This window comes from Janthinobacterium sp. PAMC25594, assembly GCF_019443505.1.
Classification (GTDB): domain Bacteria; phylum Pseudomonadota; class Gammaproteobacteria; order Burkholderiales; family Burkholderiaceae_D; genus Janthinobacterium.
In genome coordinates this window covers 6,417,142-6,430,490 of sequence record NZ_CP080377.1, presented here as the reverse complement: position 1 = coordinate 6,430,490, position 13,349 = coordinate 6,417,142, and the positions used below count along the sequence as shown (strand labels likewise).

The 13,349-nt window shown below is 57.8% G+C and carries 22 protein-coding genes and 1 pseudogene; 6 read left to right on the top strand and 17 right to left on the bottom strand.

The genetic code is table 11. The annotated features are described in order from the left end of the window. Positions 1-176: 176 nt before the first annotated feature. Positions 177-572, top strand: coding sequence for a hypothetical protein (locus KY494_RS28935; protein ID WP_219889296.1), 396 nt, complete (start codon positions 177-179; stop codon positions 570-572). A gap of 699 nt (positions 573-1,271) precedes the next feature. Further along, positions 1,272-2,255 carry a site-specific integrase gene (locus KY494_RS28930; RefSeq protein ID WP_219889295.1) on the top strand — a complete coding sequence of 328 codons (984 nt, stop codon included), beginning with the start codon at positions 1,272-1,274 and terminating at the stop codon, positions 2,253-2,255. Between the two features lie 21 nt (positions 2,256-2,276). Here the strand turns inward: KY494_RS28930 and KY494_RS28925 are convergent, their stop codons facing one another. From KY494_RS28925 to KY494_RS28845, 17 genes are all read right to left on the bottom strand, one after another. Continuing rightward, positions 2,277-2,546, bottom strand: a complete 270-nt coding sequence (locus KY494_RS28925; protein WP_099763356.1) for a hypothetical protein — start codon at positions 2,544-2,546, stop codon at positions 2,277-2,279. A gap of 2 nt (positions 2,547-2,548) precedes the next feature. After that, positions 2,549-2,848: a DUF4406 domain-containing protein gene (locus KY494_RS28920; RefSeq protein ID WP_219889294.1), complete on the bottom strand. Its 300-nt coding sequence runs from the start codon at positions 2,846-2,848 to the stop codon at positions 2,549-2,551. Then, positions 2,845-4,392: a DNA cytosine methyltransferase gene (locus KY494_RS28915; RefSeq protein ID WP_219889293.1), complete on the bottom strand. Its 1,548-nt coding sequence runs from the start codon at positions 4,390-4,392 to the stop codon at positions 2,845-2,847. Before KY494_RS28915 ends, KY494_RS28920 begins: the two co-directional genes overlap by 4 nt. After that, positions 4,389-5,552: an RNA-directed DNA polymerase gene (locus KY494_RS28910; RefSeq protein WP_258194543.1), complete on the bottom strand. Its 1,164-nt coding sequence runs from the start codon at positions 5,550-5,552 to the stop codon at positions 4,389-4,391. Before KY494_RS28910 ends, KY494_RS28915 begins: the two co-directional genes overlap by 4 nt. 205 nt (positions 5,553-5,757) lie before the next feature. Then, complete coding sequence (locus KY494_RS28905; protein WP_219889292.1) at positions 5,758-6,129, bottom strand: four helix bundle protein; 372 nt, start codon at positions 6,127-6,129, stop codon at positions 5,758-5,760. A gap of 18 nt (positions 6,130-6,147) precedes the next feature. Beyond that, positions 6,148-6,516: a DUF1566 domain-containing protein gene (locus KY494_RS28900; protein WP_219889291.1), complete on the bottom strand. Its 369-nt coding sequence runs from the start codon at positions 6,514-6,516 to the stop codon at positions 6,148-6,150. A gap of 36 nt (positions 6,517-6,552) precedes the next feature. Then, a complete protein-coding gene (locus tag KY494_RS28895; protein WP_219889290.1) occupies positions 6,553-7,161 on the bottom strand; it encodes a DUF1566 domain-containing protein in 609 nt (202 codons plus the stop codon). Positions 7,162-7,224: 63 nt separating this feature from the next. Beyond that, positions 7,225-8,103 carry a DUF2303 family protein gene (locus KY494_RS28890; RefSeq protein WP_219889289.1) on the bottom strand — a complete coding sequence of 293 codons (879 nt, stop codon included), beginning with the start codon at positions 8,101-8,103 and terminating at the stop codon, positions 7,225-7,227. Then, positions 8,100-8,450 carry a hypothetical protein gene (locus tag KY494_RS28885; RefSeq protein ID WP_219889288.1) on the bottom strand — a complete coding sequence of 117 codons (351 nt, stop codon included), beginning with the start codon at positions 8,448-8,450 and terminating at the stop codon, positions 8,100-8,102. Before KY494_RS28885 ends, KY494_RS28890 begins: the two co-directional genes overlap by 4 nt. Before the next feature lie 10 nt (positions 8,451-8,460). Continuing rightward, complete coding sequence (locus KY494_RS28880; RefSeq protein WP_219889287.1) at positions 8,461-8,649, bottom strand: hypothetical protein; 189 nt, start codon at positions 8,647-8,649, stop codon at positions 8,461-8,463. 121 nt (positions 8,650-8,770) lie between these two features. Next, a complete protein-coding gene (locus tag KY494_RS28875; RefSeq protein WP_219889286.1) occupies positions 8,771-8,911 on the bottom strand; it encodes a hypothetical protein in 141 nt (46 codons plus the stop codon). Then, positions 8,908-9,102, bottom strand: coding sequence for a hypothetical protein (locus tag KY494_RS28870; protein WP_219889285.1), 195 nt, complete (start codon positions 9,100-9,102; stop codon positions 8,908-8,910). The genes KY494_RS28875 and KY494_RS28870 overlap by 4 nt, the downstream gene beginning before the upstream one ends. Further along, positions 9,099-9,437: a hypothetical protein gene (locus KY494_RS28865; RefSeq protein ID WP_219889284.1), complete on the bottom strand. Its 339-nt coding sequence runs from the start codon at positions 9,435-9,437 to the stop codon at positions 9,099-9,101. Before KY494_RS28865 ends, KY494_RS28870 begins: the two co-directional genes overlap by 4 nt. Before the next feature lie 30 nt (positions 9,438-9,467). Beyond that, on the bottom strand, positions 9,468-10,100 hold the full coding sequence (locus KY494_RS29960; protein WP_258194541.1) for a DUF1566 domain-containing protein: 633 nt from the start codon (positions 10,098-10,100) through the stop codon (positions 9,468-9,470). 55 nt (positions 10,101-10,155) lie between these two features. Next, positions 10,156-10,602, bottom strand: a complete 447-nt coding sequence (locus KY494_RS28855; protein ID WP_219889283.1) for a DUF1566 domain-containing protein — start codon at positions 10,600-10,602, stop codon at positions 10,156-10,158. Positions 10,603-10,764: 162 nt separating this feature from the next. Next, entirely contained in the window at positions 10,765-11,151 is a 387-nt protein-coding gene (locus tag KY494_RS28850) for a hypothetical protein (protein ID WP_219889282.1), read from the bottom strand. Further along, positions 11,151-11,813: a S24 family peptidase gene (locus KY494_RS28845; RefSeq protein WP_258194540.1), complete on the bottom strand. Its 663-nt coding sequence runs from the start codon at positions 11,811-11,813 to the stop codon at positions 11,151-11,153. The genes KY494_RS28850 and KY494_RS28845 overlap by 1 nt, the downstream gene beginning before the upstream one ends. Before the next feature lie 122 nt (positions 11,814-11,935). On the opposite strand from KY494_RS28845, the pseudogene KY494_RS30085 reads away from it, so the two are divergent. The 4 genes and pseudogenes from KY494_RS30085 to KY494_RS28825 all read left to right on the top strand — a co-directional run. After that, positions 11,936-12,076 (top strand): annotated as a pseudogene (locus tag KY494_RS30085) (hypothetical protein); the annotation flags it as partial. Between the two features lie 72 nt (positions 12,077-12,148). Beyond that, entirely contained in the window at positions 12,149-12,313 is a 165-nt protein-coding gene (locus KY494_RS29950) for a hypothetical protein (protein WP_258195003.1), read from the top strand. Continuing rightward, complete coding sequence (locus KY494_RS28830; protein WP_219889280.1) at positions 12,310-12,717, top strand: hypothetical protein; 408 nt, start codon at positions 12,310-12,312, stop codon at positions 12,715-12,717. The genes KY494_RS29950 and KY494_RS28830 overlap by 4 nt, the downstream gene beginning before the upstream one ends. Positions 12,718-13,052: 335 nt before the next feature. Further along, on the top strand, positions 13,053-13,319 hold the full coding sequence (locus KY494_RS28825) for a hypothetical protein (protein ID WP_219889279.1): 267 nt from the start codon (positions 13,053-13,055) through the stop codon (positions 13,317-13,319). The last annotated feature ends 30 nt before the right edge of the window (positions 13,320-13,349 follow it).

Here is a 13,349-nt window from a genome sequence, read left to right as displayed (position 1 = left end):
GCTGGTAGACACTTGCACAGTTGCTCAATGCACCCGAGCGGCCGTGACCGCGGACGAAGGCGACTGCGCCGGCCACTCCCGTGGAGCAGGGCGGGCTCTTCTAGTTACAAATTTCGCCTTCTGGTTTTCCAAGCTTGGCAATATACTGTGTTTTTATACAGTATATTGGTTGCATTATGGACGGCACAACAAATAAGCATCAGTGGCCGGTGAAAGTGGCGGAGCGGCAGGGCATGCCTGTCCGCGTGATTATGCTGCGCAAGAAGGGGCGCCGAATTACGCGCCAGGAAATGCTCGACTCCGAGCCATTGGACGGCCTGCTTGTTTTCGAGCACGTCGGGACGGGCGCATGCGTTCGCTACCATAGCTCTGCCACGCTGCGCCGGCCAAACTATGCCACCTCGACCAACGTTTGTAAGCCGCTTTTTGAGCCCACGATGGAGCGTTTGGATGCTGATGGCCTGATACTCAAAGGGTATGAAAACGAAACAGTAGACGGGACACTAGTCCAGTACATCCAGGTCTGGCTCTGCATTCCCATTTTGCCCAGCGCCGTTGCAGCGGGCACCTGACGTTGCCCAGCCGGCCACGCGCTGCTGCTGGTCGACCAGCACGATGACCTGGCAGCCGACGGCAGCGCTGCCGTAGTTCAGCTGCAGATATTCGCCTTGGTGCTGGTAGCTGTCGGGCGTGCCATAACGGGCAGCTAGCGCAAACGAATTCAAGCCAAGCAGATCTGGGGCTTCCGTTTGATTTGATGGTACTGATGTACATCCCGTGGCAAGCTGAATCGTCATACACATCGCTGCAAATCTCATGAGGCTGGCCTCACTACTCGATACGGATAAGGATAGTTCACGGTAATATTCTGGCGCTGATATGGCGCAGGGTTCCATCCTCCCTACATAAAGTCGGGGCAAAAATCGTTCCGCAAAACAGGGAGTTGGCATGCAAACATGCGGCATCTAGAAGCATGAATTAGAATTTTTGCGGAACGAAAAACCATACTAAGTCATTGAATCGTAACGCTTTCCCTACTGACTTAAAATCTCCCGCCTGTAAGGGCGTGCCGGTTCGATTCCGGCTCCGGGCACTCAGAGACATTTTTGCAGCACACGATAAAAGGCGATAAATCCAATAGAATCAAGGATTTATCGCCTTTTTTCTTTTCGTCAAGCGCTAGTAATTACGATACGAAGCGATTAATAAACTGCACCAACTCCCCAAAAAATCCCCATAATGTCCCCATGTTTTCCTCAGGGGATTAGGTAGTGGCATCGATTACAAAACAGAAAACCGGCTGGCGCGTCCAGATTTCCGTCAAGGGAGTGCGCGATTCCGCAGTCCTTCCCACAAAAGCTGAGGCGCAGGCATGGGCTATTGAGCGCGAATCGCAGATGCGGCGCATGGTTGAGACGGGTGTAAACACCGATAAAACGTGCCAGGATGCCTTCGATAGATACGGTGTCGAGGTTTCGCCACACAAGCGTGGTGCACGCTGGGAAGGTATCCGCCTGGCTGCGATAGCCCGCCACATTGTCAACCAGGTGCCCCTTGGTGAGATGAAACTGTGCGACGTCACGGCCGACGTCCTCGGCAAGTGGCGCGATGATCGGCTCTTATCTGTCGCTGGGTCTACCGTAAATCGCGACATGAATTTACTGTCCCACGTTTTCACGACTGCGCGCCGTGAATGGAAATGGATTTCCGCCAGCCCTACCGTCGACGTGCGCCGCCCTAAAAATCCCCCTCCTCGCGACAGGCGCATAACTGACGACGAGATCGAACGGTTGTGCCTGGCACTGGGTTTTGATGGAGAAGTCACGACCAAGTCGTCAGCAATCGCGGTCGCCTTCCTGTTCGCTATCGAGACAGCCATGCGGGCTGGCGAAATATGCGGACTTACCTGGGGGGATATTGAGGACAATGTGGCGCACTTACCTCGAACGAAGAACGGCACGAAGCGGTCCGTTCCGCTGTCGGGCCGCGCCATTGAATTGCTGGAGCTGCTTCCGACTGGGAATGACACATGCTTCGGGGTTTCAACGGCGAGCCTCGATGCCCTGTTCCGGAAGGCCCGAGGCGCAGCAGGCGTTGCGGATATGACCTTTCACGACACTCGCCATGAGGCAATCACGCGGCTGGCCAAGAAACTCAACGTGCTGGAATTGGCGCGCATGGTCGGACACAAGGATTTGACGATGTTGCAAATCTACTATAACGAGACGGCTGCAGAACTGGCGAAGAAGCTGTAATCCTTCGCCAGCCACATACCTTCAGTTTTTGTCTCGGTGGCGTTGTGCCCACTCGACCACTTCCTTGGCGCTGTATAGTGGATGCGATTTTGCTTTCGTTGGCAGCCTGATCGCCTTTGGAAAGCTCGGGAGGCAGGCGATATTCTGGCGTACAACCTGCGGATTTCGCTTGAAGTATTGCCCCAGCATTTCCATGTCCCACAGGTCAACGGATAGCGGCAGCGCCGGGCGTTGTATTTTTTCGATTGCCTCTGCCAGCTTGGCCAGGATGTCGGTTTCTGTGGCTGTCATGTTTATGTTCCCATTTTCTTCAGTGAAGTAACACCAAGCCCAAGCAGCTTGGCGAGTAAATATTCGATGCGCGCGCCCTTGCTGAGCGGCCAGCCTGGCAGCATCACCAAGCAGTCGACGTTGGCCACCTGGGCCACGCTCATGCGCATGTAGCCGAGCCAGCTGCCGCATGCCGGCGCGGGGTTCTCGGCCGGGTTGATCACGACGTGGCCGGCGGCGCGCAGCAGAGCTGCCGCCTGGTGGAACGCTGGATAGTTGAACTGCGGCCGCCCGGTCATCGGTCCCGCGATGTAAATTTTCATGCTGCCCTCGCAAACTGTTGTTCGTGTTGGAAATTGGCGGCCACTAGGGCGCGCGCCAGCGGTGGGCAAACACTGTTGCCGATCATGCGCACCTGCGCCTCCTTCGACAGTTTTTTGCCGTTATGCACCAGGTCGAGAATGTAGGTCTCCGGGAAGCCCTGGGCGCGCGCCAGCTCGCGTGGCGTCAGCATGCGCATGCCGATGTCGACGATGGCGTAGTCTTCGCCGCGAATGGTTACCAGCCCGATGCGATCCTTGGTGGGGATGGTATGCATCGGATCGGTCAGCGACTGATCTTGGCCACCTTCGCTGTAATACTTAATCAGGAAGGCGCGGACCTCGGCCACGTGGCCGCCGCCGGCCGTCAGCGTCGGGATGGGCTGCAGCACGTCCTGGCCGAACTGGTTGTTGCGCAGCTTGACGATGGTGCTGGCCACAACGGAATGGTGATCCGATGTGGTGACCGTGCCGAACGGCACCGTCACCGCCGTGCCGACGACGCCGCTGTAGTGCTTCGCCAGCATCGCACTCACCAGGGCGAAGTGGCCGCCTTTGATTTCGGCGCACTGTGTGCGCAGTGGTTCGGCCGCGCTGAAGTTGCGCTGGGTGGAACCGTTCGCATGCTCCGCCAGGAACGGCGCGCCGCCGGCCGGCACGATAAAAGGGTCTTCAGCGTTGACGATATACTTCATCACACCCTTGGCCACGCGCGCCAGCGTCTTGTCGGCCAGCGGCTTCTTGCGCGTGAAAATGCTTGGGCAAGGGATGGACCAGTCGATACAATCGGCAGCCGTCAACCAAGGCTTCAGGCCGGACTTGGCGAAGCCCTTCAACTTTGGATTGCCGTGCGTCGGTACCGGCCAGCGAATGGCCAGGCCGTCGCGGCGCGCGAACACAAACAGGCGTTTGCGGATAGTCGGGGTGCCGAAGTCGCAGGCGCGCAGGATCTTGTATTCGACCTTGTAGCCAAGACCGCGATACAGGCGCTCCATCGGGAAGTCGGCGCCCAGCGCCTCGTAGATTTCCGGCACGTCCGGATGATCGGCGGCGAGGCCTGTCGACAGCGCATCGATAAATGCCGCGAAGGTGCGGCCCTTTGCGTGGGCAATCGGGCTTCCCTCGTCGTCCAGTGGGCCCCAGTCGAGAAATTCTTCAACATTTTCCAGTGCGATGCAGCGAGGCATCTGGAATGCGCCCCACTTAAGCGTTACCCAGGCCAGACCCCTGATCTTCTTTTCCCGCGGCTTCCCGCCCTTGGCCTTGCTATGGTGCTTGCAGTCGGGGCTGAACCACGCCAGGCCGATAGGACGGTTACCCGTGATGAAGCCTGGGTGCACTGCGTACACGTCCTCTTGATGGTGGGCTGTATAAGGGTGGTTGGCCGCATGCAGGGCAAGTGCCTCGCCATTGTGGTTGATGGCCACATCGACGGGGCGACCGAATGCTTGCTCAATACCCTCAGATGCCCCGCCACCACCGGCAAAGTTGTCGATGAGCAGCTCACTGCCCAGGTCGAGCGACATGGTGAAGTTGTCTCGTTTCATGCGGATTTCCGATAAGTTTTAGTAAGCGCCTGATCGACGCAATGCCCGCGCCGCAGCACAGTGCGCGCCAGCGCTGCCCGGTCTGCATGGCTGCTACCCGCCTGGCGCAGCAGACCAAAGTAGCTGTTTGCCGTGGCAAACACCTCGTCGGCAGCAATGCCTGCGACACGGCTTGTCGCCTCGTGCACAGTGCGGCGCCGCGTGCGGCTGTGCCAAGGCTTGATGACCTGCCCAACGAAGTCCACGCCGCGGGCGATGGGCTGCAGGATGGTTTTTCTGGGATTGAGATTGGCGTGCAGCACGCGCGGCAGGAACTCGTTGATGTTGGCCAGCGCCGCGCACAGCCACTGTGGCGATTCGTGCAGCAGCAGGAAGTCGTCGACGTAACGGATGTAATGGCGGGCGCCAATACGGTGCTTGCAGTGCTGGTCCAGCGCATCGAGGTAAATATTTGCGAAGAACTGTGATGAAAGGTTGCCAATCGGCAGGCCCAAGTGGACTGGCTGATTGACCAGGCGCTTGTGCGCCGGCACGCGCGCCAGCATGTCGGCCTCGCCGCGCAGCTGGTAATTCTCCCGTGGATCGTGGAACAGGATGGTTTCGGCCAGGCGAAGCCACCATGGCTCGGTGACGCGCGCAGCGATCTGCCCGCGCAGCACTACCTTATCGATGGCCACGAAGAAGTTAGCCAGGTCGCATTTCAGATAAAAAGCTGGCTGGGCCCAGTTCTGTGTCACGCTGCGGATCTTCGATTCGAGGCGCTTGGCGGCGTACATGGTGCCGCGCCCAGGGATGCAGGCGCATGTGTCCTTGATGAACGAGGCATAGAAGCGTGGCGAAATTTTGTTGTACAGCAGGTGGTGCACGACACGGTCGCGGAAGTCGGCCGCCCACACCTCGCGTGCTTTCGGGCGGGTGACGACAAAGCAGATCGACTGGCCAGGCTTGTACGAACCATCCTGCAGCTCGTCGTGCAGCTCGATCAGGTTGCGCTCCAGGTGCTGCTCAAACACCAGGGCGCTGGGGGTATTGCGTTTGCTGCGGCGGCAGTCAAAATAGGCGACGGCCAGCTGCTCGAGCGTGAAGTCCGCATCGGGATGATCTGCGGACGGCGCGGGCGCGGCCTTCGTACGACTTGTGGTTGTTGTTCTGGTTGCCATTGTTGAAATTCTGATTCCACGCGTTAGAAGAGGAAGGGCCGTACTGCGTCAATTCGTGCTATCTACGTCGCCCCGCCGAAGGCTATGCCGATCAGCGGGGAAACTGCGCCAGGCCTGTCCGGACACCGCCGGCTGGTTACTGCGGTGCGCATAGCGGTGGCCTTGTGAGCCAGCGGCACGACCAGATTAAAAGATCGCACGGTCCCTACGGCCTTGACCGAGGGGATACAGGCGACGATGCGGTGTACTTGCGCCAGCCGCCGGCCTGCTTGCCGACCATGCTGGTTAATGCGATGGCCCGCGCATACTGTGCGACGGAGATAAAGCGCATATCCTTGGAAAGCCGGAACAGCAACTCGATCACCTGGGTGCGCTCGATCAACTTGTCGAGGTACGGCGTTTTGTCGCCCGCGCAGTTCGCGCGGAAGATAAGCACCGTCAAACGCACGCACTCGTCGCGGATTTCCTTGCCAATCGATGCCTTGAAGTCGCGGGGCATATTCTTGGTGAGGTCGGTTGCCACGACCAGCAGATCGTAGGCAACCTTGGAAATCGGCAGGTCGGTATGGTTGGCCATGTCGAAATGGTTAAAGGATTAAATTTCTAATCTGCGGACGGCGCGGGCGCGGCCTTCGTACGACTTGAGGTCGTAGTCCTGGTAGCCATAGCCGAAAAGCTGACCCCACGCGTAAGAAGAGGAAGGGCCGTACTGCTCGCCCGACCAATACCAGCGCGGCTGGAACTGCTCCTTCAGGTTAGCGATCAGCAGCGCTTGTTCGCGGCGCGTTGGCAAGCTGTGACCCAACTTCTTGGCCCAGTCGACGGCCGCCTGCCACGTCACGTCCACAGCTTCGCCTGCCTGCAGAAACAGGTGATAGTCAGCGGCGCCGTCCTTGCCGAGGATCAGGCCGGCGTAGATCTCGCCTTCCTGCAGGTTCTCGGCCATGAATTGTTGTTTGCTCATGCTGGGCTTTCGAAGTGAAAGAAAATTGATAAATAGTTAAATTGGCAATCTGCGGACGGCGCGGGCGCGGCCTTCGTACGACTTGTGGAAGTTGGTCTGGTAGCCACCGTAGAAATGCTGACCCCACGCGTAAGAAGAGGAAGGGCCGTACTGCGTGCTGGACCAGTGCCAGACGGGGTCCAGCGCCTGGTTGCCACCTGCACGGAATTCGTCCACGCCGGTCTGCCCTGGCAATTCCTCGGTGTAGTGGCGGCCCATCGGTACGCTGCTAGGGTTTTCACCATCGCGGAAGGATGCCGAATTTTCATAATCCGTCGGCTTGAGGTTGCGGTAGATCAGTTCGAGCTCGTCGCGCGCTGGGATGTACCAGTCATCGAAGCCTTCGATGACGCTGGCGCGCACGGCCTTGGCCAGTTCGCTACCAGCGGCCGCCATAGCATTGGTGTTGGCCAGTCCATCGGCATAGTCTTCGGCGCCCGGCACGCTGTCATCCGATGCGTGCCAGCGGCCCTTGAATTCACCGAACAGCTTCGGCGACACGATCAGCGCAAAGGTTTTGCCACCGGCATTAATCAGGCCAGCGAAGAAGCCGCCGCCGAATGCGGCACCAATGGCAGCCGGCAAGGTATTGGTGATGATGTTCATAGGTTTCCTTCGTGTGAAAATCAGGTGGTGATGTTGCTGGGCGCACGTAGGCGCCCAGGATGATTAAGGTTTGCCCCGCAGAACGGTGAAGCCGCTGGCCGTAGCAGCATCAATGTAGGCATCGAAGGCTTCTTCGATGACGTTCTCTGCGCGGTCCAGCTCATACCAGAACTTCACCTTGCCGTTACCCAGGCGGTATTTCAGACGCGCGCGTACCTTGTAGCCCTCGCCATTTTTGAAAAGGCGCACGCCAATGGCAAACTCGCGTGGGATATCGATGTTGCCCGCGCCGCCGGCGGTAGCCGTGATCGACTCCGAATAACCCAGCTGCACCTGGCCGTTGTCCAGGCGCCGATGGCTGGAAAAGGCTACTTCGGTTTTCGCCTGCAGCGTCAGGGCCACGGCGTGCAACGCATCGCCCGATGGTTCGACAATGTCAGCGATGTTGTCTTCCAGGAAAATAGCGAACTCTTCCTGCTCCATGATTTTTTTGTCATTGCGAAGCCAGTTGTCGAATTCGCGGCTGAGCTCCGCCGTGTAGACGGCACGGAAGTCGCGCCAGCCAGCAACAGGAGCGGAATGCACATGCTCATTCAGCACAGCGGTCAGCGTGCGCTTGTCTGGATCCGCATAGATGTAGCTGGAGTCGATAAGGCCCTGGTCCACGATGAATGCCTTGAAACTTTCTACGCTGGAAAGTGCAACGGTGCCGCGCTTGCGGTTGGGCGCGTCCGACGCTGCCTCGATTTCAGCCGTGATGGATTTGGCGGTGAATTCTGGCGGCAGTACGAGGAAGGTGGCAGCGTCAACGTGACGCACGGCGGCCGCAGCCGTGGCGAGGGTGCCAATACGTGCAATGGCGTCCGCATCAATATGCAGATGCTCGGCAGCAGCGCTACCAGCGCCGGCCGCATCGTTGGTCAAGGTGGTGGGTTGGTTCATTTCGTGGCTTCTTTCAATACGAGTGGAGCGGTTGGCGCAGCTTCGCGCAGGTCAAGGGTGCTTTGCTTCGGGTGGTTGCGGCTCAGGTCGTTGTCATCGGTGAGCCAGTAGAAATCTTCGCCGCGCTCAGGCGTCGGCAGCTTAGTCGTGATCTTGTCCATGATTACAACCTTGTCGACGTCGGCACCTTTGCCAGCCGGCTTGACGCCGATTTGCAGGGTGATGCTGCCGGCCTTCCCTGTGTCCTTCACTTTGCCGAGAAGGTCAGCCAGGGCCGTGGTCAGTTCAATATGCGTGCGGCCGTCGCGCAATTCCTGCAGAAATACGGCAAATGCTCTTTGTCCCATGTGGGCTCCTTCAGTCGTGGTCATTGGCTTGCAGCTTTTTCACATCAATGCGCGCGCGGCGCTGCATGTGCCGGCGGGCGAGGCATTTCAAAATCAGTTCAAAGTGGCGTTGCTTCAGCATGTCGTCGAGCGACATGGTTGTCTGCAGCGCGTGGTGTGCGATTTCCAGCGCGGCGCGGTCCGGATCAGCGCGCGGCATATCAGAATCCAGTCTGGTAGACGCGTACAGCCTTGATGGCAGCGCCAAACTGGCCGGCGCCATGGCGACGGAAGTGGCGATACATGTGCAACAGGGTGATCATTTTGCGCATAGCAATTCCTTATGCTGGCTTGACGGAAACACGGCAGATGCCATATTTATCCTGTGCATTCATGATTGCGGTGCTGCCATCGCACGCCTGATGCGGATAGGACAGCACTGGCAAGCCATCGCGGCGCACGGTAACGATAAAGGCGATCATCTGGCTTCCCCGCTGACAGGCTGGGTGATGACGGAAAACACCAACTCAGCGCCGACGGCATCGTATTTCTCCAGCGATCCGGACAGGGTTGCGATAAAGTAGTGCGCGCGCGCCTCGACGTCATTCGGCTCACTCTGCTGGGCATCGACAACACAACGGCGTATCGCGGCAAGTAGCTCCCTGGCATTCATGCGGCACCTATGTCATCGATCAGCCGGCGCATCAGGCTGATGGTTTCGGGTGACACGGCGCCATTCATCTCATAATCCATGCTTGCGGCGCGCAGCGCGCCAACCATTTCTGACGAATAAGCCATGCGAGCGGCGGCAGTACGCGTGGCGCCAAGTCCCTGAGGTACAACCGAAACCATTGCAATCCGTTCGCCACGGCCATTGGCCAGGCTGTAGGTGGCACCAACGAGGCAGAGCGCCTTACTTGGCATGGCGAGAGAAACGCGCCGCACGCGGTCCGGCGGAGAGCTTTGCGCATTTCCAGGCAACGCTGAGGCAATGTTTTCGAGAGTCATGGCGGATCTCATGCTGAAATGGATAAGGGATTAAATTGGTAATCTGCGGACGGCGCGGGCGCGGCCTTCGTACGACTTGCGGTAGTAGTGCTGGTTGCCAAAGTCGAAACCCTGAATCCACGCGTTAGAGGGGCCGGCCTGCTCGCTGGACCAGTACCACTCATCCTTGAATTCATCTTTCAAGTTGATGAACAGCAAGCGCTGTTCGCGACGGCTTGGCAGCTCGCCACCAATCGACCTGGCCCAGGCGCATGCCGCGTCCCAGCTCACGCCCTCGGCTTGACCTGACATCAGCACCAGGTGCTCGTCAGGCGCACCATCGACGCCGCGCATGATCCCGGCATAGATACCACCAGCGTAGGCACTGCCAATGGCGCCAGGCCCGGTCACGGGCACCAAAGCGGCAGCCGAGCTGTAATGGAGGCGGGACATCCGCGCATCGGCCTGCCCCTTGTCCATGCCCCAATGGGTCAGGAACATGGCGCGAATCTCGGTGACCAGCTCGCTATCGACCGGCCACAATTCGGCGTCGAGCAAGCCGCTGACAATGGCGTCAGCACGTGCATTGCTGTTGGCATCGACTGAGCGATGGCAAAGGGAGCAGGTAGCGAGGGGGATGGCAGCGCCTGGTGTGGCACAAGGCGTGGCGGCATTGCTGGTCATGAGTGGCTCCGTGATGGGATGTCGTGGTCGGGACGAAAAGGAAATTAATAAAGGATTAAATTGGCAATCTGCGGACGGCGCGGGCGCGGCCTTCGTACGACTTGAGGATGTTGACCTGGCCGCCATAGTAGAAATACTGAAGCCACGCGTAAGAGGGGCCGGCCTGCTCACCAGACCAGTACCAGTCCGACTTGAACTGGTCTTTCAGGTTGGCGAACAGCAGCGCTTGCTCGGCGCACGTCGGCAGCGAACCGCCCACAGACTCGGCCCAGACGCCGGCGGCCTCCCAGGACAAATCAACGCCCTCCCCTTCCACCAGCACCAGGTGCTGATCGGGACCACCATCCACGCCGCGGATGATGCCGGCATAGATGCCACCGGCAAAAGCGGCGCCGATGGCGGCTGGGATATGTCCGTACGAGACGACTACAGGAATGAAGGGCTGGGCGCCGATAGTGTCGGCTGCGGGGGTGGTGGAAGGTGCTGCGGTGGGCTGGGGCATTGTCATCTCCTAGCATGTTGATCGGCTGTTAGGAGAATATTAGGACAAGCTAATTTTTAAGTCAATAGGAACTCCTAATATTTAATAAATATTAGGAGTAGTAGCGTCTTTTTAGGTGTCGAGGGAGGACTGGCGGGTCTTGTTGGTGCTGCTTATCGGGCTTTATGATAGCTTTGATGCAATATAGAGCAACAGCACCACTACTGCACACATGCAAAAATAGACACGGTTGTTCAATTTTTCAGCTTTATCAAGCCTTTTCAATATTGCTAACTGAACAATCATCACTGTAGCTGTGTCCTCTCTTCCATGGCACGCCGCTCGCAATCCTTGCTGTACTGTGTACTTCATTTCGAGATTTTTGTCCGGGTAGGCTATGATTTCATCTAATTCCGCCCCTTTTTTCGCCTCTAAAACAGCGCCGTAAAAGTCAAAATTTGCAGGGCTTTCGCACATCAATTGCTTAAATCTAAGTTTTGTTGCTTCGTCGGTTTTAGCCAATGCATCTAGCGCACGATCGTGGTAATCATCAACTGGTAAATCGCTCATCAGATACGATCACTTTCTTTGTGGACTACTCGTCCAATAATGATGCATGCGTCGTCTCGACAAACTTTCCGGGCATGCTTTCGTTGGTCAGGACTATCAGAGGTGAGCCACCATTCTCCTGCATCGCGCGCTAAGCGCTTTACAACCGCTTGTCCCTCATAGTTGATCGCAAAAACTTGACCATCAACTGGCTGAACATCATCGGTATTAATGACAATCACATCATCGGCATAAAGAGATGGCTCCATGCTCTCCCCGCTCACTTGAATTGCTATCAATTTATGGGGTTTGTACCCCCTTCTCTCGATCCAATTACGCCTCATACCCAGCGTTCCTCCGTCTCGCCGATCAGGATCTGTGTTGAATCCGGTTATCCCAGCAGAGAGCTTCAGTTTGACCATTGGTATTTCCACGAAGTTAGGGTCGTCTTGATCGGCGGCTATGACCTGGCGTGCATTAGGCATAGATGCCGCAGGACTTTGGTGCATTTCACCTCGACCGGTTGCGAGCCACTCTTGAGTTACCCCTAACGCCTTGGCCGCCAACAACAAATTCTCGCCTCGCAGAAATTTTGCCTTACCTGTCAGCCAGCCGTGAACGCTCGGGGGCTTCACTCCGCATGCCCTTGCAAGTTCGGTCTGGTTCATCTGGGAAGCAGTCATAGCTGCTCGTATACGTTCTGAAAGTGTCATTAGGCGATCCTAACTGTTACTGGATTAGGAGTGGCTATTGACATTTATGTTAGCTACTCCTAATATGAGAGAAATATCTAACCAAAACCTCTATGACTCCGAGCGAAATGATTGATCGGCTGGGTGGACCTACTGCCGTAGCCAAGATGCTGAATGTAAAGCCACCCTCGGTGCATGCCTGGAGGAGTGGCGGTATTCCTGACGATAAATTGATCAGGCTTGCGCCGATTTTGGAGCGAATCACAGGCGGAGAGGTTTCTCGTCGAACTTTACGTCCATACGATTGGCAGTCCATTTGGCCGGAGTTGGCCGTAGAGGCTGCTCAGCGCCGCGCCACCGATCCGCTGCCCGCTCCTGGCCACGCCGGCCGCCAGCCCCCCTCCCCCACCAACATCCTCGACACCATCCCGGCGCACAGCGTCGTGCTGCCCGCCATCCCGCCGTCGCTCGAACCAAAGGAAAAACCATGAACCACGCCACCACCCACGCGCGTTGGCGCGTCCTCCCCGTCCACCTGGTCGCCAAGCTGTTCGGCGTGCTCATCAAGGTGGAGGGCATGCCCTTCGGATCGAACCGTACGCGCCTGGCGAGTCCGCCGCATCGCGAAGACGTTGCTGGCGGCCAAGTTGGCGGCCAGCTCGCCGTGTGCGCCAGCGGCAGCCAGTTTCCAGATCGTGACCGGGATGCGCTGGTGATGCTGCTGACGCAGGTTATTGCGAACTCCAGTGCGCACTTCGCAGTGGGGCCATCAGATGCAGCCGAGGCGGCCGCTCTTGCTTTTAAGGCTGGCTTATCTGCGTTCGAGGTAAATCTGCAGCCAATTGCCCCCAAGTCGCCACAGCGTCCTCTGGGTGCGGATGGCCAAGCCCACTGACGCTTGCCAGTATTAAGGCCGCCCGACTGATCGCCTCTTTGTGAATTTCGACAATGCTGCGATTCCCAGCCTTCACAGCGACCGTGAACGTTACCTGCTCAGGAATAGGCCCCCTGTTGCTCTCCAGTGTCACCGAGGCCTTAAAAACAGTTAGGCCGATCCCTGTTTGCTGAGGGCTTAGCTCAATAGAAACAAAATTTGTAGCAATCGGAAAAGTCATGGGGAGTTCCTTCAAATTGTTGTTATGGAGATAGCAATGTAGCACGAAGGAATTCCTCGCCTTTTTTGCAGTACCGCACCACCCGTAATCCAGATCCACTTTTAAAAGGAAACCCATGAATACCACCACCCGCACGAAGCTGCTGAAAACCTACCTCGACCCCGAGGAAGAGAAAACGATCTTGCAGGCATGCGCCGCAGCTGGCGTCACGCGCAGCGACCAAGCCCGCCAGAGCCTGTTGCATTGGGCGCGCCAGCAACGTCATGGTAGCCAGCCAGGTAGCCGCCGAGAAGGGCCCAACGGCGGCCCGCGCCGCCGGTCCCAGTTGCTGCCATGCCGCCCGAGTTTCGGCGTCATCCCCAAGATGCACATGCGGGTTTAACGGAATAGAGGCGGAGCCGATGTACGAAAT

Bases quoted from the DNA above. Each gene is read 5' to 3' on its own strand.
- KY494_RS28880 (WP_219889287.1), bottom strand. From the start codon at position 8,649: ATGCCGCGCGCTGATCCGGACCGCGCCGCGCTGGAAATCGCACACCAC.
- KY494_RS28850 (WP_219889282.1), bottom strand. From the start codon at position 11,151: ATGAGCGATTTACCAGTTGATGATTACCACGATCGTGCGCTAGATGCA.
- KY494_RS28895 (WP_219889290.1), bottom strand. From the start codon at position 7,161: ATGAACATCATCACCAATACCTTGCCGGCTGCCATTGGTGCCGCATTC.
- KY494_RS28845 (WP_258194540.1), bottom strand. From the start codon at position 11,813: ATGACTGCTTCCCAGATGAACCAGACCGAACTTGCAAGGGCATGCGGA.
- KY494_RS28865 (WP_219889284.1), bottom strand. From the start codon at position 9,437: ATGACTCTCGAAAACATTGCCTCAGCGTTGCCTGGAAATGCGCAAAGC.
- KY494_RS28875 (WP_219889286.1), bottom strand. From the start codon at position 8,911: ATGATCGCCTTTATCGTTACCGTGCGCCGCGATGGCTTGCCAGTGCTG.
- KY494_RS28915 (WP_219889293.1), bottom strand. From the start codon at position 4,392: ATGAAACGAGACAACTTCACCATGTCGCTCGACCTGGGCAGTGAGCTG.
- KY494_RS29960 (WP_258194541.1), bottom strand. From the start codon at position 10,100: ATGACCAGCAATGCCGCCACGCCTTGTGCCACACCAGGCGCTGCCATC.
- KY494_RS28885 (WP_219889288.1), bottom strand. From the start codon at position 8,450: ATGGGACAAAGAGCATTTGCCGTATTTCTGCAGGAATTGCGCGACGGC.
- KY494_RS28920 (WP_219889294.1), bottom strand. From the start codon at position 2,848: ATGAAAATTTACATCGCGGGACCGATGACCGGGCGGCCGCAGTTCAAC.
- KY494_RS28825 (WP_219889279.1), top strand. From the start codon at position 13,053: ATGAATACCACCACCCGCACGAAGCTGCTGAAAACCTACCTCGACCCC.
- KY494_RS28910 (WP_258194543.1), bottom strand. From the start codon at position 5,552: ATGGCAACCAGAACAACAACCACAAGTCGTACGAAGGCCGCGCCCGCG.
- KY494_RS28900 (WP_219889291.1), bottom strand. From the start codon at position 6,516: ATGAGCAAACAACAATTCATGGCCGAGAACCTGCAGGAAGGCGAGATC.
- KY494_RS28905 (WP_219889292.1), bottom strand. From the start codon at position 6,129: ATGGCCAACCATACCGACCTGCCGATTTCCAAGGTTGCCTACGATCTG.
- KY494_RS28830 (WP_219889280.1), top strand. From the start codon at position 12,310: ATGAACCACGCCACCACCCACGCGCGTTGGCGCGTCCTCCCCGTCCAC.
- KY494_RS28890 (WP_219889289.1), bottom strand. From the start codon at position 8,103: ATGAACCAACCCACCACCTTGACCAACGATGCGGCCGGCGCTGGTAGC.
- KY494_RS28870 (WP_219889285.1), bottom strand. From the start codon at position 9,102: ATGAATGCCAGGGAGCTACTTGCCGCGATACGCCGTTGTGTTGTCGAT.
- KY494_RS28855 (WP_219889283.1), bottom strand. From the start codon at position 10,602: ATGCCCCAGCCCACCGCAGCACCTTCCACCACCCCCGCAGCCGACACT.
- KY494_RS28925 (WP_099763356.1), bottom strand. From the start codon at position 2,546: ATGACAGCCACAGAAACCGACATCCTGGCCAAGCTGGCAGAGGCAATC.
- KY494_RS28935 (WP_219889296.1), top strand. From the start codon at position 177: ATGGACGGCACAACAAATAAGCATCAGTGGCCGGTGAAAGTGGCGGAG.